Annotated in this window: 26 protein-coding genes and 1 other annotated feature (1 of these 27 only partly in view); of the genes, 4 read left to right on the forward strand and 22 right to left on the reverse strand. The window is 53.4% G+C overall.

Annotated elements, in window-relative coordinates; genetic code table 11:
- Window positions 1-17: 17 nt before the first annotated feature.
- The 5 genes from floA to ACFOUO_RS07920 form a co-directional block, all read right to left on the reverse strand.
- Window positions 18-995 carry a flotillin-like protein FloA gene (floA, locus tag ACFOUO_RS07900; protein WP_380703947.1) on the reverse strand — a complete coding sequence of 326 codons (978 nt, stop codon included), beginning with the start codon at window positions 993-995 and terminating at the stop codon, window positions 18-20.
- Window positions 996-1,084: 89 nt separating this feature from the next.
- Window positions 1,085-2,419 (reverse strand): NfeD family protein, encoded by a 1,335-nt coding sequence (locus ACFOUO_RS07905; protein WP_380703949.1) that lies wholly within the window; start codon window positions 2,417-2,419, stop codon window positions 1,085-1,087.
- Window positions 2,420-2,540: 121 nt separating this feature from the next.
- Window positions 2,541-2,981, reverse strand: a complete 441-nt coding sequence (locus tag ACFOUO_RS07910) for a GatB/YqeY domain-containing protein (RefSeq protein WP_380703951.1) — start codon at window positions 2,979-2,981, stop codon at window positions 2,541-2,543.
- 17 nt (window positions 2,982-2,998) lie between these two features.
- Complete coding sequence (gene rpsU, locus ACFOUO_RS07915) at window positions 2,999-3,169, reverse strand: 30S ribosomal protein S21 (protein ID WP_380703953.1); 171 nt, start codon at window positions 3,167-3,169, stop codon at window positions 2,999-3,001.
- 215 nt (window positions 3,170-3,384) lie between these two features.
- The gene (locus ACFOUO_RS07920) at window positions 3,385-3,729 is read right to left on the reverse strand and encodes a histidine triad nucleotide-binding protein (protein WP_380703955.1); all 345 of its coding nucleotides are present in this window, start codon (window positions 3,727-3,729) and stop codon (window positions 3,385-3,387) included.
- A 153-nt stretch (window positions 3,730-3,882) separates the two neighbouring features.
- Here ACFOUO_RS07920 and ACFOUO_RS07925 point away from each other — a divergent pair, with 153 nt between their 5' ends.
- Window positions 3,883-4,194: a hypothetical protein gene (locus ACFOUO_RS07925; protein WP_380703957.1), complete on the forward strand. Its 312-nt coding sequence runs from the start codon at window positions 3,883-3,885 to the stop codon at window positions 4,192-4,194.
- A 104-nt stretch (window positions 4,195-4,298) separates the two neighbouring features.
- The gene (locus ACFOUO_RS07930; RefSeq protein WP_380703959.1) at window positions 4,299-5,267 is read left to right on the forward strand and encodes a Na/Pi cotransporter family protein; all 969 of its coding nucleotides are present in this window, start codon (window positions 4,299-4,301) and stop codon (window positions 5,265-5,267) included.
- On the opposite strand, the gene deoC is transcribed toward ACFOUO_RS07930, so the two are convergent.
- From deoC to gpr, 16 genes are all read right to left on the reverse strand, one after another.
- Window positions 5,261-5,932, reverse strand: a complete 672-nt coding sequence (deoC, locus tag ACFOUO_RS07935) for a deoxyribose-phosphate aldolase (protein WP_380703961.1) — start codon at window positions 5,930-5,932, stop codon at window positions 5,261-5,263. The two genes, ACFOUO_RS07930 and deoC, sit on opposite strands and share 7 nt — an antisense overlap.
- Window positions 5,933-5,947: 15 nt before the next feature.
- A complete protein-coding gene (locus ACFOUO_RS07940) occupies window positions 5,948-6,385 on the reverse strand; it encodes an NUDIX hydrolase (protein ID WP_380703963.1) in 438 nt (145 codons plus the stop codon).
- A 118-nt stretch (window positions 6,386-6,503) separates the two neighbouring features.
- Window positions 6,504-7,007 (reverse strand): hypothetical protein, encoded by a 504-nt coding sequence (locus ACFOUO_RS07945; protein WP_380703965.1) that lies wholly within the window; start codon window positions 7,005-7,007, stop codon window positions 6,504-6,506.
- Window positions 7,008-7,155: 148 nt separating this feature from the next.
- Window positions 7,156-8,502 carry a tRNA (N(6)-L-threonylcarbamoyladenosine(37)-C(2))-methylthiotransferase MtaB gene (gene mtaB / locus ACFOUO_RS07950; RefSeq protein ID WP_380703967.1) on the reverse strand — a complete coding sequence of 449 codons (1,347 nt, stop codon included), beginning with the start codon at window positions 8,500-8,502 and terminating at the stop codon, window positions 7,156-7,158.
- Window positions 8,499-9,254 (reverse strand): 16S rRNA (uracil(1498)-N(3))-methyltransferase, encoded by a 756-nt coding sequence (locus tag ACFOUO_RS07955; RefSeq protein WP_380703969.1) that lies wholly within the window; start codon window positions 9,252-9,254, stop codon window positions 8,499-8,501. Before ACFOUO_RS07955 ends, mtaB begins: the two co-directional genes overlap by 4 nt.
- Before the next feature lie 17 nt (window positions 9,255-9,271).
- Window positions 9,272-10,207 (reverse strand): 50S ribosomal protein L11 methyltransferase, encoded by a 936-nt coding sequence (gene prmA / locus ACFOUO_RS07960; RefSeq protein WP_380703971.1) that lies wholly within the window; start codon window positions 10,205-10,207, stop codon window positions 9,272-9,274.
- 51 nt (window positions 10,208-10,258) lie between these two features.
- Window positions 10,259-11,386 carry a molecular chaperone DnaJ gene (gene dnaJ, locus ACFOUO_RS07965; protein WP_380703973.1) on the reverse strand — a complete coding sequence of 376 codons (1,128 nt, stop codon included), beginning with the start codon at window positions 11,384-11,386 and terminating at the stop codon, window positions 10,259-10,261.
- A gap of 128 nt (window positions 11,387-11,514) precedes the next feature.
- Window positions 11,515-13,365, reverse strand: a complete 1,851-nt coding sequence (dnaK, locus tag ACFOUO_RS07970) for a molecular chaperone DnaK (protein ID WP_380703975.1) — start codon at window positions 13,363-13,365, stop codon at window positions 11,515-11,517.
- A 55-nt stretch (window positions 13,366-13,420) separates the two neighbouring features.
- Window positions 13,421-14,170, reverse strand: a complete 750-nt coding sequence (gene grpE, locus ACFOUO_RS07975) for a nucleotide exchange factor GrpE (protein WP_380703977.1) — start codon at window positions 14,168-14,170, stop codon at window positions 13,421-13,423.
- A 5-nt stretch (window positions 14,171-14,175) separates the two neighbouring features.
- A complete protein-coding gene (locus ACFOUO_RS07980) occupies window positions 14,176-15,720 on the reverse strand; it encodes a TCP-1/cpn60 chaperonin family protein (RefSeq protein WP_380703979.1) in 1,545 nt (514 codons plus the stop codon).
- 212 nt (window positions 15,721-15,932) lie between these two features.
- The gene (gene hrcA / locus ACFOUO_RS07985) at window positions 15,933-16,958 is read right to left on the reverse strand and encodes a heat-inducible transcriptional repressor HrcA (protein WP_380703981.1); all 1,026 of its coding nucleotides are present in this window, start codon (window positions 16,956-16,958) and stop codon (window positions 15,933-15,935) included.
- Window positions 16,959-17,038: 80 nt separating this feature from the next.
- On the reverse strand, window positions 17,039-18,211 hold the full coding sequence (hemW, locus tag ACFOUO_RS07990; RefSeq protein ID WP_380703984.1) for a radical SAM family heme chaperone HemW: 1,173 nt from the start codon (window positions 18,209-18,211) through the stop codon (window positions 17,039-17,041).
- An 81-nt stretch (window positions 18,212-18,292) separates the two neighbouring features.
- Window positions 18,293-20,128: a translation elongation factor 4 gene (gene lepA / locus ACFOUO_RS07995; RefSeq protein WP_380703986.1), complete on the reverse strand. Its 1,836-nt coding sequence runs from the start codon at window positions 20,126-20,128 to the stop codon at window positions 18,293-18,295.
- 180 nt (window positions 20,129-20,308) lie between these two features.
- Window positions 20,309-20,680 carry a DUF3679 domain-containing protein gene (locus tag ACFOUO_RS08000; RefSeq protein ID WP_380703988.1) on the reverse strand — a complete coding sequence of 124 codons (372 nt, stop codon included), beginning with the start codon at window positions 20,678-20,680 and terminating at the stop codon, window positions 20,309-20,311.
- Between the two features lie 32 nt (window positions 20,681-20,712).
- Window positions 20,713-21,858: a stage II sporulation protein P gene (spoIIP, locus tag ACFOUO_RS08005; RefSeq protein WP_380703990.1), complete on the reverse strand. Its 1,146-nt coding sequence runs from the start codon at window positions 21,856-21,858 to the stop codon at window positions 20,713-20,715.
- A 95-nt stretch (window positions 21,859-21,953) separates the two neighbouring features.
- Window positions 21,954-23,072, reverse strand: a complete 1,119-nt coding sequence (gene gpr / locus ACFOUO_RS08010; RefSeq protein ID WP_380703992.1) for a GPR endopeptidase — start codon at window positions 23,070-23,072, stop codon at window positions 21,954-21,956.
- A 197-nt stretch (window positions 23,073-23,269) separates the two neighbouring features.
- On the opposite strand from gpr, the gene rpsT reads away from it, so the two are divergent.
- Window positions 23,270-23,536: a 30S ribosomal protein S20 gene (gene rpsT, locus ACFOUO_RS08015; RefSeq protein WP_380703994.1), complete on the forward strand. Its 267-nt coding sequence runs from the start codon at window positions 23,270-23,272 to the stop codon at window positions 23,534-23,536.
- Between the two features lie 78 nt (window positions 23,537-23,614).
- The gene (locus tag ACFOUO_RS08020; RefSeq protein WP_380703996.1) at window positions 23,615-24,013 is read left to right on the forward strand and encodes a cytidine deaminase; all 399 of its coding nucleotides are present in this window, start codon (window positions 23,615-23,617) and stop codon (window positions 24,011-24,013) included.
- 62 nt (window positions 24,014-24,075) lie between these two features.
- Here the strand turns inward: ACFOUO_RS08020 and trpS are convergent, their stop codons facing one another.
- Window positions 24,076-25,062: a tryptophan--tRNA ligase gene (gene trpS, locus ACFOUO_RS08025; RefSeq protein ID WP_380703998.1), complete on the reverse strand. Its 987-nt coding sequence runs from the start codon at window positions 25,060-25,062 to the stop codon at window positions 24,076-24,078.
- Between the two features lie 40 nt (window positions 25,063-25,102).
- Window positions 25,103-25,214, reverse strand: a binding site (T-box leader); it runs 115 nt beyond the window's last position.

The raw sequence follows: 25,214 nt of genomic DNA on the forward strand, positions 1-25,214 counted from the left end.
CGTCAGAGAGAAAGACCTCAATCGTCTTCCTCATCCGTTTGGGAGATAGATTTACGCATATCGGTATCGGCCATGACATTTTGCATGTTGTAATAATCCATGACACCTAGTTTACCGGCACGTAAGGCTTCGGCCATCGCCATCGGCACTTCAGCTTCCGCCTCGACCACCTTGGCACGCATTTCTTCGACGCGGGCGCGCATTTCTTGTTCTTTCGCCACAGCCATCGCACGACGCTCTTCGGCTTTAGCCTGTGCGATATTTTTGTCGGCTTCCGCTTGGTCCGTCTGCAATGTAGCCCCGATGTTTTTGCCTACATCCACATCAGCGATGTCAATGGAGAGGATTTCGAAAGCGGTGCCAGCATCCAATCCTTTTTCCAACACGGTGTTCGATATCATATCCGGGTTTTCCAAAACTTCCTTGTGACTGGCAGCGGAACCGTTAGTCGTAACGATCCCTTCACCGACCCGGGCGATAATGGTTTCCTCACCAGCTCCACCGACAAGGCGGTCGATATTGGCACGCACGGTCACCCTGGCAACCACCCTTACTTCGATCCCGTCCTTGGCCACGGCGGAGACAACCGGAGTCTCGATCACTTTCGGATTGACACTCATTTGGACTGCTTCGAGTACGTCACGGCCTGCTAAGTCAATCGCAGCCGCTCGTTCAAACATGAGATCGATATCGGCCCGCTGAGCAGCAATGAGGGCGTCGACCACACGATCGACATTTCCCCCTGCCAGATAGTGGGTCTCTAACTGTTCAATATTGACTTCGAGTCCTGCTTTACGAGCTTTAATGAGCGGATTGATGATCCGAGACGGTGTAATTCTCCGCAAGCGCATCCCAATCAGGGTCGTCAGCCCTACGTAGACACCGGAAGCCATGGCCGAAATCCAAAGCATGATCGGTACAAAAGAAAACAGAATCGAGAGAGCAATCACAGCAACAACAGCGATCAGAATGATGCTTAGTACATTAGGTTCCATGAATAATCCCCTTTCTGAATCCGAATGTGTAAGCTAATTATAACGTACTTACCAAGGTCATCCAAAAGGTGAAATGAAAAAGGAGTGTCTCAATCTGCCTCCTCTTCCTTGATAAGCCGAACGACTACCCGCACTCCCTGAACATCGACCACTTTCACTTGGGAGTTCGGAGGGATGAACTCACCCTCACTGACCACATCCTGCCGTACCCCATCGATCAGGGCAGAGCCTGAAGGTCTGAGTGGTGTCTGAGTTTGCCCGGATCGTCCCAACAGTTCACTTCGGCCTGTCTGGGAAGTATAACCGGTTTCGTTCCGTTGGGTATCGGCAAGGATGAATTTCTTCCACGTTCCCCGGACCCCGAAAATTTTAGCGACCACTGCCAGGAAGACTCCCGCCATCACCAGAGCAATCAGGAGGGAACCGAGACTGAAAGCCTTGTCTTGGGAAGCGCTTACCAAGGAAGCTCCCAAGGAAAGGAGCCCCAAAATTCCGAAGAGACCGAAGCCTGCCACAAACACCTCGATCAGCATTAGGATCAGGCCCAGGACCAAAAGGAAACCTGTTTCCACTCCGGCGAAACCAGCTAGATAATGGCCGAAGAAATAAAGGCCAAAAGCGGATATCCCAATCGCTCCCGGAAGGCCGAAACCCGGTGTCAGCACCTCGAGAATGAGCCCCGCCATTCCAAGGAAGAAGAGAACGGGAATGACGTAGGGGCTGGTAACAAAGCGAGCCACTTTTTCTGCCAAACTGGGATTACCCTGTATGACATCCCCCGGATCCGCCTTGACAAAATCCAGTACCTCTTTTTTACTCGTAGCCAACTGATCAGCCATTTTCAGCTTAACAGCCTGATTGGCGGACAGACTGACCAGTTCTCCCTTTTTCTTCAAACCTTTGATCGTGAGATTTCGGTCCGCCATGCCAGCGGCGATCTCCGGATCACGCCCGTGAGCTTCGGCGGCAGCCCGCATGTTGGAAGCCCAGAAGGCTACTGTCTTCGGATCTGCAGGCTTTCCGGTCATTGTTCGGGGCTCTGCCGCTCCCATAGCACTTCCCGGTGCCATCAGAATATGATCAGCATTCAAAGCGATATAGGAGCCAGCCGAGATCGCCTCCCCTTTAATATAGACAGTGACTGGGATGTCGGAGTGACGGATCAGTTTGCCGATAGCGAGAGCAGCATTCACTTCACCGCCTAAGGTATCCATCTCCAAAACGATAGCCCGGGCACCCGCTTTTTCTGCCTCTTGGAAGGAGCGCTCCAGAAAGCGGGTAAGACCCCGTTCCACCTCTTGCTTAACAGGAACCCAATAAACTACCCTACCCTGAGCAGCGGCGGGTTGAGAAGAAGAAACCCACAGCGACACCACTCCAAGCAGGACAGAAAAGGCGACAAAAACGGCTACCAGTCTCCTCATCCGATTCACCCCCCTCTGATATATACGGATACGTGCCCCTTTTGTTACATACCCCACCACATTTTTTGCAAAAAAAGCGTAAAAAAACACAGCGCAGGATTGCGCTGTGTTTTTTTTACTTTCACAAGGACTCCTGAACCAGACGGTTAACCAATTGCCCGTCGGCTCGCCCTTTGACACGGGGCATGACCGCACGCATCACTTTACCCATATCGGCCTTAGAGGAGGCACCCGTCTCGGTGATCGCTTCTTGGATGATTCCCTTCAATTCCTGTTCAGACAGGGGTTCGGGAAGGTACGATTGCAAAACAGCGATCTCTGAGCGTGCTTTTTCAGCCAGGTCGTCACGACCGGCCTGTTCGAATTCCACGAGGGAATCCTTTTGTTGTTTCAGCTCTTTGGCCACCACGTCCAGCGCCTCGTCCTCGGAGAGGGGGCGCTTCAGTTCGATCTCCTTGTTCTTAACGGAGGAACGAACCATGCGGATAACGGAGAGTCTAGCTTTGTCTTTATTTTTCATCGCGGTCTTCATATCATCGTTCAACCGCTCAATCAGGGTCACTGGTCCTTCGCACCTCACTATTTGCGCTTACGGGCAGCGTCAGACTTTTTCTTCCGCTTGATGCTGGGCTTCTCGTAATGCTTGCGTTTTTTCAGCTCCCGCATCGTCCCGTCCTTGGCCGTAGCCTTCTTGAAACGGCGCAGTGCTTTATCCAGCGTTTCGTTTTTGCGAACGTGAATTTCCGCCATGCTTATCCCTCCCTCCGCGGGCCATTAAGCGCCCGGGGCTGAACACCGCCGGGAATCGTAAACCCTAAAGCGATGAAAAAGCGAAGGGTTCTGTCCCACAAGAGGGGGACACGCACCTCGCAAACGCTGCTTGTCAGATCCACGCAGATGTTGGACATGAAAGCAAACTCAACGATTATTATACTATAGAATAAAAAGGCGTGTCAAAAGAAGGTTTAACCTGGAGGCCATGTGAGAGCCCGGCCACCCAGAAGATGAAAATGGATATGGTGGACGGTCTGCCCGCCTTCCTCCCCACAGTTATTGACGATTCGGTATCCTCGCTCAGAGAGGCCGTGTTCCTTTGCTAGACGGTTGATTACAGAAAAAATCCGACCGAGGAGCATCCCTTCTCCCTCGCCGATCTGTTGAACGGAAGGAATGTGTTTCTTCGGAATAACCAGGATATGGACCGGTGCCTGGGCGTGGATATCTTTAAAAGCTATCACGTGCTCATCTTCGTATACTTTCTCCGAAGGAATGCTTCCTTCGACAATGCCGCAGAATAGGCATTCCGTCATCTCAATCCCACCTTCCTTTGGTTGTCCGTATTGTACCAAAAAATGGCCCTGGTTTGCGAGCCGAATCCCGGTACAACCGATTTACCCCCTTACACATTCCGAGGACCGGGCGCATATCCTGTTTCAACGGAAAAGAAAAAAGGAGTGACTGCTATGTCGAAACAATCCGGACGAAATCAGATCAAACTGAAACGGCTGATCCGGGATATGATCCGAGAAGAACTTATTCGAATACGGGAAGAAGAAACCAGTCCCAAACCTGCCAAAAAAACCACCTCCACGGTTGAAATCCAACATTCTATACCACCGAGCCCTCCCAAAATCGCAACGTCTCCCCGGGCCGTGTTCGGCTCCCCACAACCCGCCCCCGACCGTCCGTTGAATCAACGTTATCCGCAAGAGAAGGAACGACCCTTTCAACCCGATTTTGCTTTCGAAACGCCTCCTTATTTGCCCCAGAGATGAGGCCCCCGAAACAAGGGGGCTTTTTCTATAATGAAAAGACCTCCCCGTCATGCCTGTCCCGAAAAAGCATATACATGGGGTACAGGCTGGAGGAGGCTCGTCAGATGAAAGAAATCGTCATCCCTTTTGCTACTGGACTGTCCATCTTTCTCTTTGGTATGCAGTTGTTGCGCCACGGATTGGAGACATTGGCAGCTGATCGGTTGAAATCGTTGCTCCTTCGTTTCACCCGCACCCCTTTCCGCGGCTTTACAACCGGGATGTTGGCTACTGCTTTTCTTCAGAGCAGCAGTGCGGTCACCGTCGTCACCATCGGCTTTGTCAATGCTGGGTTGATGAGTTTTACCCAAACGGTGGGCATCATTCTGGGTACCAATATCGGTACCACCATTACCACAGAATTGCTCGCTCTCAAGGTGGAGGATTTCGCCGTCCCTCTTATCCTGGCAGGAGGAGCCTGTTTCCTGTCACCCTGGAAACACCTTTCAAACATCGGGATGGCTCTTGGGGGATTCGGCTGTATCTTCCTTGGTATGGAAACGATGCAATGGATAGCTGGCCCTCTCCAATCGCGAGGCTGGATCACCTGGATGTTGGATAACAACCAACATCATGTCCTGGTAGGCGTTCTGACCGGGATGCTCATCACCGCTCTGATTCAGAGCAGCAGTGCGGTAATCGCCATGGCTATGGGTTTTTTTGCGACAGGGATCATCCCACTCCCCTTTGCTGTCGCCGTTGTTCTGGGAAGCAACGCAGGCACTTGCATTACGGGGTTTCTGGCCGCGATTGGAGCCAATCGGGCCGCCAAACAGGTAGCCCTAGCCCATCTCGTCCTCAACCTCGGAGGTATCATTCTATTTGCCCCTCTGGTTCCGATGATTGTTCATTGGGCACCTGCCCTTTCCGAGAACCCAGCGACTCAAGTTGCCCATATCCAAACCTTATATAACGTCGTCTGTTCTCTCCTCGTTCTACCTTGTTCCCACCTGTTCGCTGATGGTATCAATCGCTTGCTCCCGGAAAAGACCCTGGCTTGGTCCCTCTCTGAATATCGGAAACGGGATCAGTAGGCGTCAGTTCCCTCTCCGCCGGTTACGATAGCGACGCTGGCGCTAGCTCCGAGGCGGTTGGCACCGGCGTTAATCATTTTTTCTCCCGTGGCACGGTCCCGGATCCCCCCAGAAGCTTTGACCCCCATATCCGGACCGACGGTCTCCCGCATCAGACGAACCGCTTCTTCCGTAGCACCACCATATCCGAAACCGGTGGACGTTTTTACAAACTGGGCACCAGCCGCCTTCGCTCTTTCCGAAGCGACGCGGATCTCATCGGAACTAAGGAGTCCTGTCTCCAGGATCACTTTGACAGGAACATCGGCAGCGGCTTCCACTACCGCCTGGATATCTCTCCGGACGGTATCCAGATCTCCCGATTTGAAAGCACCGATATTCATCACCATGTCGATTTCGCCAGCGCCGTTACGGATCGCATCTTTTGTTTCAAATGCCTTGGTTTCCGGGGTGGACGCCCCGAGAGGAAAGCCGACTACCGTACATACGATCACACCGCTTCCCTTCAGCTTCTCCGCTGCCCGTGCCACCCACCAAGGATTGATGCAAACCGACGCAAATTTATATTTTGCAGCCTCCTCGCAAAGGCTGTCAATCTGATCAGAGGTAGCCTCCGGTTTCAACAACGTGTGGTCGATCTTCGATGCCAATTCTTTTTGGTTCATATGGTGAACTCCTTCCTATTCAGCTTGGATCCCCAAATGCTGGTACGCCTGACCGAGAACACCGTCGTTATTGTCATACCCTTCTTCCTGCTGTTTTCTCCACGCCTCTTCCGGGGAGAACCAGGCAGCACCCGTGATTTCCGATAGTTGCGGCGTGACGGAACCAGCACCCGCCTCCACCAGGAAGTAGTGAACTTCCTTCGAAATATCTCCGTGGTTGGGATGGAAATAACGATAACGAATCGTCTCCAAGCGTTTCTGAATCCTTCCACGAATCCCCGTCTCTTCTTCAATCTCCCGAAGAGCCGTCTCCTGGTCAGTCTCGCCGGGCTCTTTCTTCCCTTTGGGCAGTGTCCAACGGGAATAGCGGTCTTCGATCAGGAGAATCTTCACCTGACTGTTCTCCCGGCGGTAAACGACACCGCCGGCGGATATCTCTTTCACAGATCTCACTCCTTTCCGCCTCTACGGATCGGCGGATTGATTTTAGCATACCATACCGACGGCATTTTCAGTTTTAGTCTCCTTGATGCCAACGAAAAAAGAACAACCAGTTCCTCCCGGGCCTCTCTTAACCCTCTTTCATCTCTTGAACCATGGCCTCAACAGCACACTGCGGGGCGCAAAATTCCTCCCCGGATCCATCCTCCTCCGCAAAAATCCCCTCAATTCCCAGCTCCTGCCGGGCAGGATCATTGGGATCAAAATGCATCCCGCAATAGGAACACGTCTTCAGAGGATAGCTCTCCCCGATCATCCGGGCTAGTTCATCGATGCTTTCCCCCTGAAGTTGAAACGTTTCCATCGCATAGTGTAGAAAGAGCTGCCCTGTTTCAAAAAACCGGACATCCTCCTCGACATATCGCTTTTCATGCCAGAAAGCCAACCTTCCATCCGATAGGTGGGTGAGGTAGTACCCTTCTCCGAGAGAAAGAGAGGATTGCTTTAAAGCTTCGTATGTACTGAAACGCAATTCCAATGCCAGATTCTCCAACAGCTCGCCGTCCACTTCTTTCAATATTTGATTCCAATCAATTTCGTCTAGGGCTTCTTCCCAATCGTCCCGTGCACTCATGATGCGGTCACTCCTCTCTGTCGCTGTCTGTTCGTGGGTTCGGAGTGCATCCTCCAGTATAGAGGAAAAATTCCGAGTCCGACAACGCCATTTTTTGTAGCCAAAAAAAGTCGAACTCCCTGCCGGGAATTCGACGTGATTCCACTCCTCAAACGGCCTTCGGCGCTTGGGGTTCATCATCCAGGGTACGGACAAAGGTACCGAAGCAGTATTCTGAACCCGGCTTGTCGAGGCGTACGCGGCACACCTTGCCGATCATATCGGCAGATGCCGGGAAGACCACCTGGAGATAGTTATCGGAGTAGCCCATGAAGAGGCCGCTTGCCGGATCCTCTTTCCAAGGTCGTTCCGGGATCACTTCCAAGACATCGCCAACATAGGTTGAAGCGTATTCCAGGGCGAGACGGTTGGACAAGTCGATCAGACGTTGCACCCGCTCCTGTTTTACATCGGCGTCCACCTGATCCGTCATCCGGGCTGCGGGTGTTCCCGTACGGGTGGAATAAGGGAAGACATGGAGTTCGGAGAAGCCTAGTTCCTCGATCAGGCGGTACCCGTTTTCAAACTGCTCATCGGTCTCCCCCGGGAAGCCGACGATCACATCACTGGTAATCGCAACACCGGGCATCGCTTGATGAAGGTGCTCGATCTTACGACGGTATTCATCGACGGTGTACCGGCGGCGCATCCGTTTCAGGACCACATCATCCCCCGCTTGAAGCGGAATGTGCAGGTGCCGACACATCTTATCCGATCGGTTGAGCACCTCAATCACTCGGTCGTCGATTTGGCTGGCCTCGATAGAACTGATGCGGATCCTCTTCAGGCCTTCCACTTGATCCAGCTCCCACAGTAGGTCGGCCAATTTATAGTTGTCAAAGTCCTCGCCATAGCCACCAGTGTGGATGCCAGTAAGGACAATTTCTTTGTAACCGGCATCCACCAGCTTACGTGCTTGTTGCAAGACGCTTTCCGGTTGGCGGCTCCGCAGAAGCCCCCGTGCCCAGGGGATAATGCAGAAAGTGCAAAAGTTGTTGCACCCCTCTTGGATTTTAAGGGAAGCCCGGGTCCGGTCGGAAAAAGCCGGCACATCCAGATCCTCAAATTCCCGGGCTTTCATAATGTTTTTAACGGCGTTGACCGGTTGCCGAGTGGTTCGATGTTCTTCGATATAGTCGAGAAGCTTATCGCGACCCTGGGTTCCAACGACGACGTCGACACCGGGAATCTGCATGATTTCCCCCGGAGAGGTTTGGGCATAACAGCCTGTCACCGCTACAACAGCCTCGGGATTTTTACGGACCGCCCGACGGATCATCTGCCGACTCTTCCGGTCCCCCGTGTTGGTTACTGTACAGGTATTGATCACATAAACGTCTGCCTTCTCTTCAAAATCAACTTTTTGATAACCGTGCTTTTGAAACAGTTGCCAGATCGCTTCTGTTTCATAGGCGTTCACTTTACATCCTAGTGTGTGGAATGCCACCGTATTCACAGCGGTTCACCTCCCATCTCGCCAAAAGTATAGGAAATACAGGATAAGAGAGCAAGAGGAGCGGTTTCTGCCCGCAGGATCCTTGGACCCAAATGGACGATATCCGCCCCTGCGGACCGGGCTTCCTCTGTCTCCTCATCTGTAAAGCCCCCCTCGGGACCGACGACGACCAGAATGGAACCAGGCCCCCTCTCTGTAAGGAGGCGGGCTAGGGGAGCACCCCCCTTTTCATAGGCAAAAAGAACCTGATCGAAGTCGGCAAAGCGACCGATCAGCCCCTTCCAGTCCATCAGAGGTTCCACTTGGGGAATGCGTCCCCGACAGGATTGTTCTGCCGCTTCTTTCACGATCCGCTGCCAGCGCTCCCGCTTCTTCGAAACCTTTTTACCTTCCAATTTCACTACCGTACGGATCGAGGAAAAGGGTAGAAAAGAAAAGGCGCCTAGTTCGGTCCCTTTCTGTAATACCCAATCCATCTTATCCCCTTTGGGTAGGGACGGGGCAACCGTCACTCGAAGGCGTTCCGGTTCTCCCGTGGAAGGGGTTTTTGCTACAATCCGGCAATGGACTTCCTCGCCTTCCAAACCGGTGATTTCCACTCGGTAGTCAGCTCCATCGCCGTCACAGCATACAAGTTTATCACCTACGGACAACCGCAGCACGTTTTTGATATGGTGTACATCCGTATCCCGAATTCGGATCGTTCCTGTATTTTCATCGATTTGGTTCGAGTTTACAAAATAACGTTGCATCATACACCCCTATTATCCTAACACGATTGGGCTCTAAGCGCCACCCAATCCCCGTCGTGAATCCCTTCCACCACAGTCAGCCCCGCCTTAGCAAGACCTTTGGTTACCGTCTCCTCCTTGTGTTGGACGATACCGGATGCGATAAAAGTTCCACCAGGCTTTAAGACCCGGGGGACATCCGCCGTAAATCGGAGGATGATCTCTGCCAAGATATTGGCTACCACCATGTCGACACGCTTGTCCACCCCTTGAAGAAGGTCATTTTGCCGGACGAAGACCCGATCGGCTACGCCATTGAGATCGATGTTGGACCGAGTAGCCTCAACAGCTACGGGATCCAGGTCGAGGGCGAGCACCTCCCGAGCTCCCAACTTGGCAGCGACAGCGGATAGAATACCGCTCCCGCAGCCTACATCAATGACCGAACCCCCTGGTCTGAGGGCCTTCTCCATCAGTTGGATGCTCAGGGTGGTCGTTGGATGCGTACCAGTCCCGAAAGCCATCCCAGGGTCCATTTCGATGACCTCTTCCCCCGGTTCAGCTTCATATTCCTCCCAGACAGGTTTTATTGTCATCCGCTGGGTAACGCGTACAGGTTTATAGTAGGCTTTCCAAGCATTCACCCATGACTCCTCCGCCACCCGGCGCACGAAAACAGACACTGACCCTGGGTCCAGACCAAACCGGGCTAGTTCTTTTGTCTTTTCTTCCAGGGTCCCCGGCAGGGAAGGATTGTAGACTTGTTCTGGAAAGTAACCCGAAATCCAAACCCCTTCTTCGGGAAAATCCTTCGCATCCAGAGCGATTATCTCCCCGAGGCGGGTATCCCATTCTCTTTCGAGGGCTTCCGAATCCATTGTGGCCGTTCCTTCAGCCCCGGCTTCAAACAATAAGTTGGCAACAGCATCTTCCGCCTCCCTGTTGGTATGGATCCGGACTTCCATCCAATCCATGCAGCACTCCACCCTTCCCACGATAAAAAAACGGGCGCAGTGCCCGTCGAATTATTCTCCCGTGAAAGCTCTTTTCATTTTATCAAAGAAATTGCTGTTCTGTTCGGAGATGTAATCACCAGATAGGCGACCGAACTCCCGTATTGCCTTTTTTTGTTCTTCCGTCATCCGCGTGGGAGTGACCACTTTTACCTTAACAAGCTGATCCCCGCTCCCGTTTCCATAAAGGCGGGGCACTCCTTTGCCTCGAAGCCGGAATTCCGACCCTGACTGGGTGCCTGCCGGGATTTTCAGTTTCGCACGGCTATCCAGGGTCGGAACGACCACCTCATCGCCGAGAGCCGCCTGTACAAATGTGATCGGAAGTTCACAAGTGATGTTATCCCCATCTCGGTGGAAAAATTCATGGGGCCGAATCTGAACGACAATATACAGATCACCTGGAGGGCCTCCGTTCACCCCGGCTTCCCCCTCCCCGGAGACACGCAGCTGCTTGCCCTCGTCGATCCCCGGGGGAATGTTGATGTGGATTTTTTTCCGCTTCTTCACTTGGCCATTCCCGCTACATTCAGGACACTTTTCGCGAATGATTTTCCCCCGACCGCTACACTGCTGGCAGACCCGCTTATTGACGATACGACCAAAGGGGGTGTTTTGCACTGTCTCCGCCTGCCCGGTCCCTTTACAAGTGGGGCAAGTCTCCGGTTTGGTGCCAGGTTTCGCTCCGTTTCCGTGGCACTTGCCACAGGTCTCCGTGCGAGGAATAGCGATATCCATCTTTTTGCCGAAGACAGCATCCTTGAAATCAATCGTCAAACGGAATTCCAAATCAGCTCCCTGTCGAGGAGCGTTGGGGTTGCGTCGCCCCCCTCCGAAAAACATATCGAAAATGTCGCCGAACCCAAAATCAGAGGCTCCGCCTCCTCCGAAACCGCCGAAGCCTCCTGCTCCAGCCGCTCCCGGATCCGCATGGCCAAACTGATCGTATCCGGCTTTTTTCTGCGGATCACGCAATACTTCATAGGCTTCGGTTGCCTCTTTGAACTTCTGTTCCGCATCCGGTGACTTGTTGACGTCAGGATGATATTGACGGGCCAGCTTACGGTAGGCCTTACGGATCTCGTCAGCCGATGCATCCCGACTGACCCCTAGTACTTCATAGTAATCCCGCTTGCTCACCGGATCACCTCCTTCTAATGCCAACATATGTCTCCCCCAGAGAAGAGGTCAACCCTCCTGAGGGAGAAAACATCAAAAGCCAAAGCCAGGATAGCAGCCCGGCTTTGACTTCCAACCAGAGGAAATCCTTATTTCCCCTCTTTTTTGTCCTCGTCATCCATCACTTCGTAATCCGCATCGACAACGTCATCCCGTTCTTGATTTGCTTGGCCGGTGTCGGCACCCTGTTGCGCTTGGGCTTCGGCTGCCTGCTGTTGATACAGCTTGACGGAAAGCTCCTGCACTACTTTTTCTAGCTCTTCGGAAGCGCTCTGGATCGCTTCATCGTCGCTTCCTTCCAGCGCCGTTTTCAACTTTTCTTTGGCTTCCTCAGCTTTTTGACGATCCGCTTCCTCCACTTTGTCCCCAAGATCTTTCAGGGTCTTTTCCGTCGTGAAGACGAGCTGATCGGCCTTATTGCGAATTTCCACTTGCTCTTTCCGCTTTTTGTCCTCATCAGCATGTTCTTCCGCTTCTGTCACCATGCGGTCGATCTCGTCATCGGTGAGGCCACTGGAGGATTGGATGGTGATATCCTGGCTCTTGCCGGTTGCTTTATCCTTGGCGGATACGTTGACGATCCCGTTAGCGTCGATTTTAAAGGCAACTTCGATCTGCGGAACACCACGGGGAGCCGGCGGGATATCCTGAAGCTGGAAGCGACCGAGCGTTTTGTTATCGGCTGCCATCTGACGCTCACCTTGGAGTACGTGGATGTCCACCACGGTTTGATTGTCGGCAGCAGTAGAGAAAATCTGGGATTTCTCCGTCGGAATCGTGGTGTTTCGCTCGATCAGTTTCGTAAAGACACCGCCCAGGGTTTCGATCCCAAGGGAAAGAGGGGTAACGTCGAGAAGGACGACGTCTTTCACATCGCCGGAGAGCACGCCGCCTTGGATAGCAGCACCCATGGCCACGACTTCATCGGGGTTAACGCCCTTGCTCGCTTCCTTTCCGGTCAGCTTCTTGATCGCTTCCTGCACCGCCGGAATCCGAGTGGACCCGCCAACCAGGATAACACGGTCGATCTCGGAAGGATCCATGCCCGCGTCTTTCAGCGCCTGACGTGTCGGGCGCATGGTACGTTCCACCAACTCTGCGGACAGTTCTTCGAACTTCGCCCGGGTCAAGGTTAGCTCCAAGTGTTTCGGCCCGGTGGCGTCAGCAGTCAGGAAGGGCAAGGAGATCATGGTGGTCAATACGCCGGAGAGATCTTTTTTCGCCTTCTCCGCGGCATCTTTCAGGCGTTGCAGGGCCATACGGTCGTTGGAGAGATCGATCCCATTCTCCTTCTTGAATTCCTGCACCAAGTAGTCGATGATGACTTGGTCAAAGTCGTCACCGCCCAGCTTATTGTCCCCGCTGGTCGCCTTCACTTCGAAAAGGCCTTCTCCCATTTCCATGATGGAAACGTCAAAGGTCCCGCCCCCAAGGTCGAAAACGAGAATCGTCTGGTCGCCGTCCTTATCCATTCCGTAGGCAAGAGCCGCAGCCGTTGGTTCGTTGATGATCCGGAGTACGTCGAGCCCCGCGATCTTACCGGCGTCCTTCGTCGCCTGACGCTGGCTGTCATTGAAATAGGCCGGGACAGTGATCACCGCCTGGGTGACCTTTTCCCCCAGATAAGCTTCAGCGTCCGACTTCAGTTTTTGCAGGATCATGGCAGAGATCTCTTGGGGAGTGTATTCCTTATCCCCGAGCTTCTCTTTGTGATTGGTTCCCATCCAACGCTTGACAGAGCTGACGGTGTTATCAGGGTTGGTAATCGCCTGACGTTTAGCAGAGTCACCGACCAGACGCTCACCGGACTTGGAGAATCCTACGACAGAAGGGGTTGTGCGCCCCCCTTCCACATTGGCGATCACCTCTGCTTCGCTTCCTTCCATAAAAGCGACGCAGGAGTTGGTGGTTCCCAAGTCGATTCCAATTACTTTGCTCATTGATGATGTACCCCCTTATGATAATCCTGTACAGATCGGTTTCTTCATTGGCCCGTCAGGAACTGACTTTCACCATCGACGGGCGAAGCACCCGGTCCTTAAACCGGTAACCCTTCTGCAGCTCCTGAACAACCATACCGGGTTCAACACCGGCTACTTCCTCTTCCATCACTGCGGTATGCTCATGAGGATTAAACTCCCGGCCTTCCGCTTCAATGACCGACAATCCTTTATCGCTCAGAACTTGCAAAAGTTGCCGATAAACCATATCGACACCCTGGCGGAGAGCGTCGGTTTCCCCACTTTCCTCCCCTGCGGCCAGAGCCCGTTCCAGATTATCCAGAACAGGGAGAAGGGATTCTGCCAGAGAAGCCGCTGCATATTTGGCGGTCTCCTCCTGGTCTTTCTTGGCACGGCGGCGAAGGTTTTCAAAATCCGCCCGGGCGCGAAGAACCAACTCCTGGTTCTCTTCCGCTTCCCGCTTCCATTTCTCCGCTTCCTGGCGCCATTCCTCTTCCCCGCCTGCTATAGAGCCAGCGGTAGCCCGGTCCTCCTCGTGATCCGTTTCACCTGGGGGGGCTTCTGCTGGGGATGGTTCCTCAAGTGGGGTCGGCTCGGGTTCCGGATCCCTATGTAACGTTCCGTTCCCCTCCGTGCCGACAACCGGTTCCGTCGTTTCCTCCGGACCGGCATCTTGGGCGGCGGTTTTCTGCCGCTCTTGGGCCTTGCGTTTTCTCTCTTCCGCTTGTTTCATTTTCCTGAGTTCCCGAGCCGTCCGTGGTCGGGGCTGGTTGTTAGACGTCAACTGTCTCACCTCAAACTTTCATCATCGGTGCCTCTCATCCGGACCACCGTGTGAATACGCAGGATCGCCGTGCTTACTTCCCCAGCTGCCTGGAGGGCATGGTATTTGACAGGAAGGGGATCTACCACACCCATATCTACCATGTCACATACGGCTCCCCGGTCGCAGTCGATCCCGAGGGAAGCCGACTGTCGTTTCCACTGAAGAGCCTTTACCTCCTCCACCTTTTCCAGGGGATTGAAGCCGGCATTGGCGACCACCTGACCCATCGGTCGGTGAAGAACTTCTGCCACAGCGGCCACTCCAAAAGCCTCCATTCCCTGAACCGTATCCCGGTATTTCTCTACCTCCCGGGCGAGAGCGAGCTCAGCAGCTCCTCCGCCGGGGAGAAAACCACCACGGATGGCCGCTTGAACCGCTGCCGCCGCATCTTTGGTAATTCGCTCTCTTTCTTCCACTACTTCTTCCGTTGCCGCGCTCACAAGAATGGTGGCGAAGGGCCGACCTGCTCCACCTGCGATCCGAATGCAACCGAGGCGTTCTTCGTCCTCTACCTCTTCCGCCATGCCGATCATTCCCTCTAACTCCTCTGGAGCCTTGGCGAGTCCAGTCCGCTTCACCACCCGAGCGCCGGTATGTTCGGCGGCACGATTCAAGTCTCGCTCGGAAACCCCGGCTACCACAAGAATGTCGGCGTCAGAAAGAAGGTCATCAGCATCCGGGTCCACATCTCCCCCGATCAATACCAGATCAACCTTCATTTCCACCAATTTCTCAATCATACGGTGAAATTTCTCCCGGTTTTCCTCCTGTTTCCGGAAGCCGGCTTCTGAGTGGGCCGCCACAGGCTCTGGTGCCAAATCACTGCCAACGACCAATACCCGCGCCTCCGCTTTCAGAGAGGGAGACTGCAGATTGAGACGACTACCCCGAATCAAGAGACCCGAGAAAATACTGCTCTCTGCCCTCGGATGAGCCGTCACTGCGTCAGAGAGGCGGAAATGTTTATCTAAAAGCTTTTCCCGCCCGACCATCAGGGCCGCCTCCATCACCAGTTCGGTAACGTCTTCCTGTTCGCGGCCCGCGGTATAAGCAATCCGTTGTAACCACTCATCTTCCAGATCCCAAATCGGATTGGCCATACCCTGCATCCGTTCTACGGCAAAACGGATCCCACGGCGGATACCCGTGATTACCTTCGCCACAGGTACGCCGCGTTCCACTTGTTTCATCCCCTCTTCCACGAGAGAAGCAGCAAGCAGTGTTGCCGTTGTTGTGCCATCCCCGACTTCTTCCTGCTGAGCACGAGCGATACTGGCAACCATCCGAGCAGCAGGATGAGAGATTTCCATCCGGTCTAAGATGGTCACGCCGTCATTGGTTACGATTACTTCGCCATCATCACCCACCAACATGGTGTCCAATCCCTTAGGACCGAGGGTCCCCTCGACCGCCGAGGCAATAGCCCGAACAGCTTCAGCATTACTGGGAAGGGCACTTGAGCGGGTTCGATCATCCTTGGCCGGGGTAACGTATTCCAGTTGCTCCATTGTAGACGACCCCACCTTCTCACTGATACTGGGCAATAGCCCAGTGAGGTTGCTAACCGGGGAAGACCTCTTCCTCCCCGGCGATATCCATTCAGACTTTTCCATCCATCAACTGAGCAAAAGACCCGGTATCAACCAAACACAGGGGCGGAGGGTGTCCATCACCCCCGCCCAATTTGATGTAGCCATCGGTTTGCAATCCTTTACCCGTATCAACCGTAAAGTTGGCGAAGATGCCGGGAGAGGTCGTCAGTCAGGACCTGTAACAGACTGACCACTTTGCGATAGTCCATCCGAGTCGGCCCAAGGACACCGACCGTTCCCAGAGAGCGTCCGTCTACCGAGAAGGTGGCAGTCACGATGCTACAATTGTTAACCGCTTCAATGGAGTTTTCCTGTCCAATACGGACATGGACTCCCGCATCGTTTGCCGCAAAGAGCCTGGTAACGGTATCAGTCTGCTCAAAGATTTCCATCAAGGCTTTTACCTTATCGAGGTCACGGAATTCAGGCTGGGTCAACATGTTGGTTGTGCCGCTGGTAAAGACCCGTCCGTCTACGTCTACCGCCAGCATCTGGTCCACAACCGACACCAAGAATTCATACTGTTCCACATGCCGGTTCAGCTCAGCGTATAGTTCCTGATAAACGCTCCGCTTCAAGCGGTAAAGAGGCAGCCCGGACAGCTTGGCGTTCAAGAGATTGACCAGCTGCTCGATCGAAGAGAGGGACACCCCTTCGGGAACCGTGAAACGTCGCTGGTCTACATGGCCCGTATCGGAAACCACGATGGCCACCGCCGACCGTTCGTTCAACGGGATCACCTGCAGATGCTTTAGCTTGTTATGGTAAACTTCGGGTCCCAGGATAATGGAGGTGTAATTAGTGATCTTCGACAGGATGGAAACCGTCTGCTGAATGGTTAATTCCAGAGCATCCATCTGTGAAGTAAACAGACGGCGAACTTCCAGCAGATCCTCCCGCTCCAATCGCTGGGGACCCATCAGGTAATCCACATAATATCGGTAACCGAAATGGCTCGGTATGCGGCCGGCAGATGTGTGCGGCTGCTCCAAAAAGCCCATGTCTTCCAGGTCCGCCATCTCATTGCGGATCGTGGCGGCGCTGTAGCCGATGTCTTCTCGTTTGGAAACCGTTCGGGAACCGACCGGCTCCGCGTGAACGATATACTCCTCGACGATGGCTTTAAGTATTTGTCTTTGCCGCTCCGTCAACATCTGCCTCCCCCCTTTGTTAGCACTCAATCAACCCGAGTGCTAAAAGCTTACCATAAAAGTATCAAACCCCTCCCCCGATGTCAACGACAAACCCCGTCTATCCGCGCTTCTCCTAGAAAAGAGGCGAACACCTCGTTGCCGAACAAGAGGCCCTTATCCGTAAGGCGCCAGCGCTCCTCTTCTCTGACAAGCATCCCCTGTTGCTCCAACTTTTCCAACACCGGACCAAACACGTCTTCCAGCCTATAGCCGAAACGGCGGTAAAATGGCATCTTCCCTACTCCTTCCGCCAATCGGAGACCCAGAATCATTTCGTTTTCCATTGCCTCGTGGAAGGGAACTTCCAGGGTTTCGACGGTCGGGCGCCCCGTCCGGGAGCGGCGAATGTAGTCTCCAACCCCCTTGACGTTCATATGGCGGATCCCACCGGCATAGCCGTGGGCTCCTGCTCCGAAACCGTAATAGGGATGGTTCTTCCAATAGGTGGAGTTATGACGACTTTCAAAACCCCTGCGGGCAAAGTTGGAAACTTCATATTGAACGTAGCCAGCTGCAGACAGACGTGCCCGTGTCAATTGATACATGGCCAGTTCATCATCTTCCGATGGAAGGGGAAGCCGTCCTTGAAGGAGCTTCGTATGGAAAAGCGTTCCCTCTTCCACTTTCAGGCTATAGACAGAGAAGTGATCCGGGGATAGAGCCAGCCCCTGTCGGATGGCTTCTTCCATATCTGCCGGTGTCTGCTTCGGCAAGCCAAACATCAAGTCGAGGGAGAGATTGTCGATCCCGGCAGCTCGAGCCTGGTCCACACTGCGACCGATGTCCGCAACGGAGTGGACACGACCAATCTCAGCCAGGAGATCGGGGCGGAAGGTTTGTGCCCCAAAGCTGAGACGATTTACCCCGCCCGCTATCATAACAGTCAGTTTATCGGCATCGGTCGTTCCCGGATTGGCTTCCACTGTAAATTCCAAATCGGCTGTCCAGCGGGGAAAGAAGCGCTGGATCGATTCCAGCAAACGCTCCATCTGGGCTGGTGTGAGAATCGTCGGCGTCCCGCCTCCGATAAATATCGTCTCGATCTCCTGAGGGGGAATCTCTGCCGTTGTATGAGCCATCTCTCTTTCTAGTGCATCCAAATAGTCATCGACAGGCTGACCGCCGACCACATAAGCGGTGAAGTCACAGTAATGGCATTTGTGGCTGCAAAAGGGAATATGGATGTAGACGGACCGGGGAATGTCATGAAGCACCTAGCATCCGCCTCCTTTCCTAAAAAGCCGCCAGCGGTTTCCCACTCGCGGCTCGTTGCAATACGGCACAGATTTGACCGCTCACTTCTTGCTGTCGTCCATTTGCAGAACCGCCATGAAGGCTTCCTGAGGAACTTCCACATTGCCGACGGCCTTCATCCGCTTTTTGCCTTCCTTTTGTTTTTCCAAAAGTTTCCTCTTCCGGGTGATGTCACCGCCGTAGCACTTAGCCAACACGTTTTTTCGCTGGGCGCGGATCGTTTCCCGTGCGACCACCTTGTTCCCGATAGCTGCCTGGACAGGCACTTCAAACATCTGGCGCGGAATCAGCTCTTTTAGTTTCTCCACAAGAATCCGCCCGCGGTGGTAGGCTTTGTCCCGATGAACAATAAAGGAGAGAGCGTCGACAGGTTCCCCGTTGAGGAGAATATCCATCTTCACCAGCTTGGACTCTCTGTATCCCACCAATTCGTAATCAAACGATGCATAGCCCTTCGTCCCAGACTTCAGTTGGTCGAAGAAATCATAAACGATTTCCGCCAGAGGCAGTTCATAGATGATGTTGACCCGGTTGGCATCCAGGTATTGCATATCCATGTACTCTCCGCGCTTGGTCTGGCATAGTTCCATGACGGTCCCCACATAATCGTTGGGTACCATGATCGACGCTTTCACGTAAGGCTCCTCCACAAACTCAATCTGTTGCGAAGGAGGCATATGAGTGGGATTTTCGATCTCAAGAACTTCGCCATCGGTCTTATATACCTTGAAAACCACACTGGGAGCTGTAGTGATCAGCGGGATGTCAAACTCCCGCTCGATTCGCTCCTGGATGATCTCCATATGCAGAAGTCCCAGGAAACCGCAACGGAAACCGAAGCCCAGCGCCCCAGAGGTTTCCGGTTCGTAGCGCAGGGAAGCATCATTAAGTTCAAGTTTTTCCAGGGCCTCTCTTAAATCATCATAGTCCGAGGAATCCACCGGGTACATGCCGCAAAATACCATCGGATTAATCCGGCGATAACCAGGTAGCGGTTCAGAGGCTGGTCGCTTAGCGTCGGTGATGGTATCCCCAACCCGGGTATCCTTTACATTCTTGATGGAGGCAACCATAAAGCCCACTTCCCCAACAGAGAGTTCCTCCCGTGCAACCGGGCGGGGCGCAAAGACTCCTACTTCCGTCACCTCGAACTCCTTGCCGGTAGCCATCATGCGAACCTTCTGCCCCTTGCGGATCGAACCGTCCACCACCCGGATGTAGGTGATCACTCCTTTATAGGAGTCATAGAGGGAGTCATAGATCATCGCTTTCAGAGGCGCCTGTGGATCTCCTGTCGGATGGGGTACCTTTTCGACGATCTGCTCCAGGATCTCTTCGACACCGATCCCTGCCTTGGCGGAAGCCAGTACCGCTTCAGAGGCATCCAGACCGACCAGTTCTTCCACTTCTTGCCGAACCCGCTCGGGTTCGGCACTAGGTAGATCAATCTTGTTGATGACCGGAAGGATCTCCAGGTCATTATCCAAGGCGAGATAGACATTGGCCATAGTCTGGGCCTCGACGCCCTGGGCAGCATCCACTACCAGGAGCGCTCCCTCACAGGCGGCAAGGGAGCGTGAGACTTCATAGGCAAAGTCGACGTGTCCCGGTGTGTCAATCAGGTTTAAAATGTATTCCTTGCCGTCCTTGGCTTGGTATGGCAGGCGGACGGACTGCAGCTTGATCGTAATTCCCCGTTCCCGCTCTAAATCCATGGAATCGAGGAACTGGTCCTGCATCTCTCGATCAGTGAGCGCCCCGGTATGCTCCAGAATCCGGTCGGCCAGGGTGGATTTCCCATGGTCGATGTGCGCGATGATCGAGAAGTTTCGGATCCGCTCCTGCTGCTGTTCTTGCTGCCGTTTTTTTTCTTCCATTCCGTTCCCTCCTGCGTGGAAAAGGCGCAAAACTGCATCTTATATATTATAGCAATCGTCGAGGGTAGGAGCAACGAGGAAGGAAAAATCCTTATCTTACGAAAAGATTCGGAAGGTGAATTCAACGGTAGAGGCAAAAAACTCCATAGAAACAAAAAGAACCGGCTCTTTTAATCCGGTTCAATTCCCATCCTGAACCCATCCAACCATGGTGTCCACCATTTTTCGGGCTGCCTTGCGCACGCCATCTCCTGCCTGATTGCCGGCATCGGCCAGCCAGCTGCTCCCTGCTTCGATCTCTTTCTTCGCTTCCTGTACCTTCTGAGTCTTTTCCTTTACTTTTTCCACCGTGACAGGGTGCTCGGTCTCGTAAACTTTTCCCAAGACAGCGATTTCCACCTGTCCGTCTTCATCCGGGCTGATCTGAACCGCTCGTGGAGCCCCCTGGCTTCCTTGGATTTTCTGGATATTCGTCTCCGCCGTACCGATACCGAGGACAATACCCAGCATCAGTGTCAGCAGCAATGCGATCGCCTGCAAGGTCATGCGCATGGGATCACCACCTTATTCATGGAAGGATTTCGTCAGCGGCCGGAGGGTCTGCCATCTACCGGCACTGCGTCGAAATGAGTCTCCGCCAAGGCTTTGGCTAGTGCGTCAGCCGTCCGGTAAGATTCCGCGAAGGTATTATCCACTCCGCCGATTTCCACCAGAATGCCTTTCTTAGAGAGTGATTGGTTGTATTCTCCATTCCCCATCATCGGAGTTTTGCGGAAAACCCCTTTGGAAAGCCCAGGGTAAAGTTCATCCAGTTTTTTATGCAATTGGCGGGCAAAACGCTCATTTTCTTCCCAATGGGGGTTTCCTGTTCCGATAACAAAAGCAATCCGTGAATAGTTTTTCCCACCGATCTCCTTTGTCGTCTTCCCACGCCGTTGGGAATCCCGATGGAGGTCGATCAGATAGGTGATATCCTTGTTCTCCTTCATAGCAGCAGCAGCCTTGGCTCGGGAAGCCCGGTATAATTGGTTCCAACCGGCCTTGAATCCTCCCGTGTAGACTTTCGTTCCCAGCCCCAGTCGCTCCAGGCTTTCTCCTAAGCGTTCCCCGACCTTGGTAATGTTGTTCCGGTTATCGTAGGCCCGGTTGGGGTGATCGGTGTTCTTCAACTCCGGAAGGTAGGATTCAGTGAAATGGGTATGGTAGATAAAGACTCGTTCCTTGCCGGACATCCGTCTAGGCGTCTTTTTCTCCTTCTTTTCTGGTTTTTCCTTATCAGTGGCCAGCTGCTGTTCCAGATCCGACGGCGGAGGCGATTCGATGGGCACATCGGTATAGTCCACATCCTCACCCGCGACGACAATTTCGGTGTCGAAGAGGGCGAAACCAGGCAATTCGCTCCCCAGAAAACTGCGAGGATCCTTGGGGTCGATACTGGTTACCAATTCAAAGGCAATTCTAGAAAATCCGGGTTTTTTCTCCGCCACTTCTTTCATGGTGTTCAGGTAGGGAACCTCTCCTCCCATCAGATAGAGAAGGGTTTCCGTCGAAAATCGGGAGGTAATGCGGGAGAGGTCAGTGGACTTGGCGTTCCTCTTCGCCTGGATCATCGCAAACAACCCCGTCAGTACGAAAATGATCGCCGTTCCCAGAATCAACATCACAAATAACTGCCTCACCCGGGGAGCTCCCATATTGAAAGCCGCAAACCCGCGGTACCGATGTCGCATTCCCTTCCCTCCCAAGCTTGTCTCTCTTGCTTTTGAAATATATGAAGGAAGGGAACCGGGTAGAACCTCGGTCGATAGATTGCGAGAACGCTCCTTCAGTTGACGTGAGCGGAAACGTTCTCCGGGTTGACCGCTTCGTGAAGGGCGCAATTGAGCCCATCAGCAACCAATTTGCCCATATCACCGATAAAAGCATCCACTTCCTTCGGTGTCACAATGAGGTTTTGCCCCAGAGGTTCCAAAACCTCATGGATCAGTTGTCGCTTCTCCGCATCCCCTAATGTACCCACAATGCCCATCATATGTTGACGGGCTTCTGGGGCGATCTCCTGGGATTGAAGCTCTTTCACGCTCGCCCGGTTGAGGGGATCCAGGGGGTTGGTCGGCTTGGTTTGATTCATCTCCCGGTTGAGATGAGCCAGTACAAAATTGGCGGTATCATAAGCGATCGTGGTCGCATCGACAACGGTGGGAATGCCGATGGCAATAACTGGTATCCCTAGGAAGTCCCGGTTGAGGGCTTTTCGTTTGTTCCCCACCCCCGAACCAGGATTAATACCGGTATCCGCCACTTGAATGGTCGTGTTCACCCGGGAAAGCGCCCGGGAAGCAAGCGCGTCGATAGCGATAATCACATCAGGCCGGGTTTTCTCCACAACCCCAAATATAATCTCGCTCGTCTCCATCCCCGTCGTTCCCAAAACCCCTGGAGAAATGGCCGCTACTGGCCGATAACCCGCCTCCACCTGATCCGGCATCAGCTCGAAAAGATGACGGGTGACCATCGTATGCTTGACAACAAACGGGCCAAGGGCATCTGCCGTCACATTTCGGTTACCCAGGCCCACGATCAGGACACGGGCATTGGGGTCCACACCCACTTCCCGCATAAAACGTTCAAACTCATGCGAGAACTTGGTCATTACCCGCTTTTGCAACTTGGAATCCTGACTTCTGAGATCCGGCACCTCCAGGGTAAGATAAAGACCCGGCTGTTTCCCTAATTCCTGGGCTCCATGATCATCCTGGATCCGTATCCAGCTCGTCATAATTCCGTGTTCCTCGTATTCGTCTATCTGGATTCCGGGAATCTCCCCTTGGTCCCCCCGCTCCTGCAATGCCATGTCATGAGCTTCACGGGCCAAGTCTGTCCGGACGGGAAACCTCCCCAGATCCAGTTTTTTTCCCTGTTCCTGCTGGCCGTTATCCGCCATGATTCGTCCATCCCCTTTTGTCGACTTTCTTCCATTTTCTCCAATAGTTGAGGTTCTTTATTCGGTCCTTTTTGCCGAATCACAGTCGGCACTCGGGAACCCTTCATGAGGTTCTTGCTTTTTACAAATCGCCATGATAGAATTTGACGTGTTGCTTGCTTAGAGGCGTAACAACGATTGGAGCGGGAGGTGAGACCATGCCTAACATCAAATCCGCCATCAAACGGACCAAGACCAACGAAAAACGGCGCCAGCACCGGATTGCCCAAAAATCCGCGATGCGCACCTCCGTCAAGCGCTTCTTGGCCGCCGTGGAACAAAAGGACCAGGAACAAGCCGGCACTCTGCTGCGGGATGCCAAGAAGAAACTGGACAAGGCCGCGACTAAAGGTCTGCTGCACAAAAATGCTGTAGCCCGTCAAAAGTCCCGCCTGGAACAGAAGTACAACGCCCTGAACGGCTGACATACTTCCCAAGAAACACCCGATTCCTTTCCGACAGGGCCACGGGTGTTTTTGTTTTTTCGTGAGAGGATGAATACCTTGGATATGGAGCAGCGGCTGTACCAGGCAGCCATTAAACTCATTGAAAAAAGGTACCCCACAGGTTGGGGAGGAGCAGCAGCAATGGGCACGGAAAACGGAATGATTTTAACAAGCGTAGCCCCAGAGGCCATCAATGCCTCGACAGAGCTATGTATAGAAACCGGTTGCATATGCGAAGCCCACAAGCTCAACCAGATTGTCACTCATTCCATCTGCATTGTGCGCGAGAACGCGATTTCTCCTTTCCAAATCCTAACCCCTTGCGGTGTATGTCAAGAAAGGTTGTTCTACTGGGGGCCCCAAGTCAAAGCTGCCGTTTATACACCTGATGGCCAACTTCGTTATCAATCACTGAAGGAAATTCAACCTTATCATTGGTATCAGGCTTATCGATAAAAGAAGAGGATCCATACAAAAACGACCATCCTATGGATTGATGGTCGTTTTTGTATGGATGGTTACCGCCCTGGGATCAGGCCCATTACTTCTTTCATGCGGGCCATTGTTTTCTCGGATGCGGCTCGGGCTTTCTCGGCCCCTTTGGCCAACACTTCTTCGATCTCTCCGGTTTGCGTTAGCTCCCGGAAGCGTTCCTGGATCGGTTTCAACTCCTGGATCACCACTTCCGCCGTATCCACCTTCAGGTGACCGTACCCTTTACCCTGATATTCCTCCGTTAGGGTTTGTACCGGCTTGCCGGTAATGACGCTCATGATGGAAAGGAGGTTGCTCACCCCGGGTTTTTTTTCCGGGTCATAGCGAATGTCGTTCTCCGAGTCGGTGACCGCCCGCTTGAACTTTTTCACAATAGACTTTTCGTCCTCCAGAAGACCGATGAAGTTGGCTTCACTGGCGGCACTCTTGCTCATTTTCTTCTCGGGATTATCGAGGCCCATGATACGAGCTCCCGTCTCCCCGATCCGGGGTTCTGGAATGGTAAACGTTTCCCCATACTGGCGATTGAAACGCTCGGCCAGATCTCGGGCCAATTCCAGATGCTGTTTTTGGTCCTCACCGACGGGTACTTCGTCAGCCTGATAGAGAAGAATGTCCCCCGCCATCAGGGCCGGATAGGTAAACAGACCAGCGGTCACCGAGTCGGAACCCTGACTCTTGTCTTTAAACTGGGTCATCCGGCTTAGTTCTCCCATCCGGGTGACGCACTGTAACAACCAACCCGCTTCCGCGTGGTGAGGATTATGGGACTGGGCGAAAAGAGTCGCCTTCTCCGGGTCCAGTCCTGCTGCCACATAGAGGGCTGCAAGTTCAACGGTTTTTTTTCGCAGATCTTCAGGATCCCGTGGCACCGTCAATGCGTGGAGATCCACCACACAAAAGAATGACTCGGCCTCTTCCTGCAAAGGAATGAAACGCTTCAACGCCCCCAGGTAATTTCCCAGGTGGAGGTTGCCCGTGGGCTGCATACCTGAAAAGACACGTGCCATGACCCATCACTCCTCTTAAAAAATAAAAAACCTCGCCCCAAAAAGGGACGAGGATCGCTCGCGGTACCACCCAACTTCACCCCCTGCCGAGGGTGCACTCTCGCCGGATATCGGCCGACATACCGGTCCTCCCTTTACCGTTCGTTTCCGGT

This window comes from Salinithrix halophila (assembly GCF_042650125.1).
GTDB lineage: Bacteria > Bacillota > Bacilli > Thermoactinomycetales > DSM-45169 > Salinithrix > Salinithrix halophila.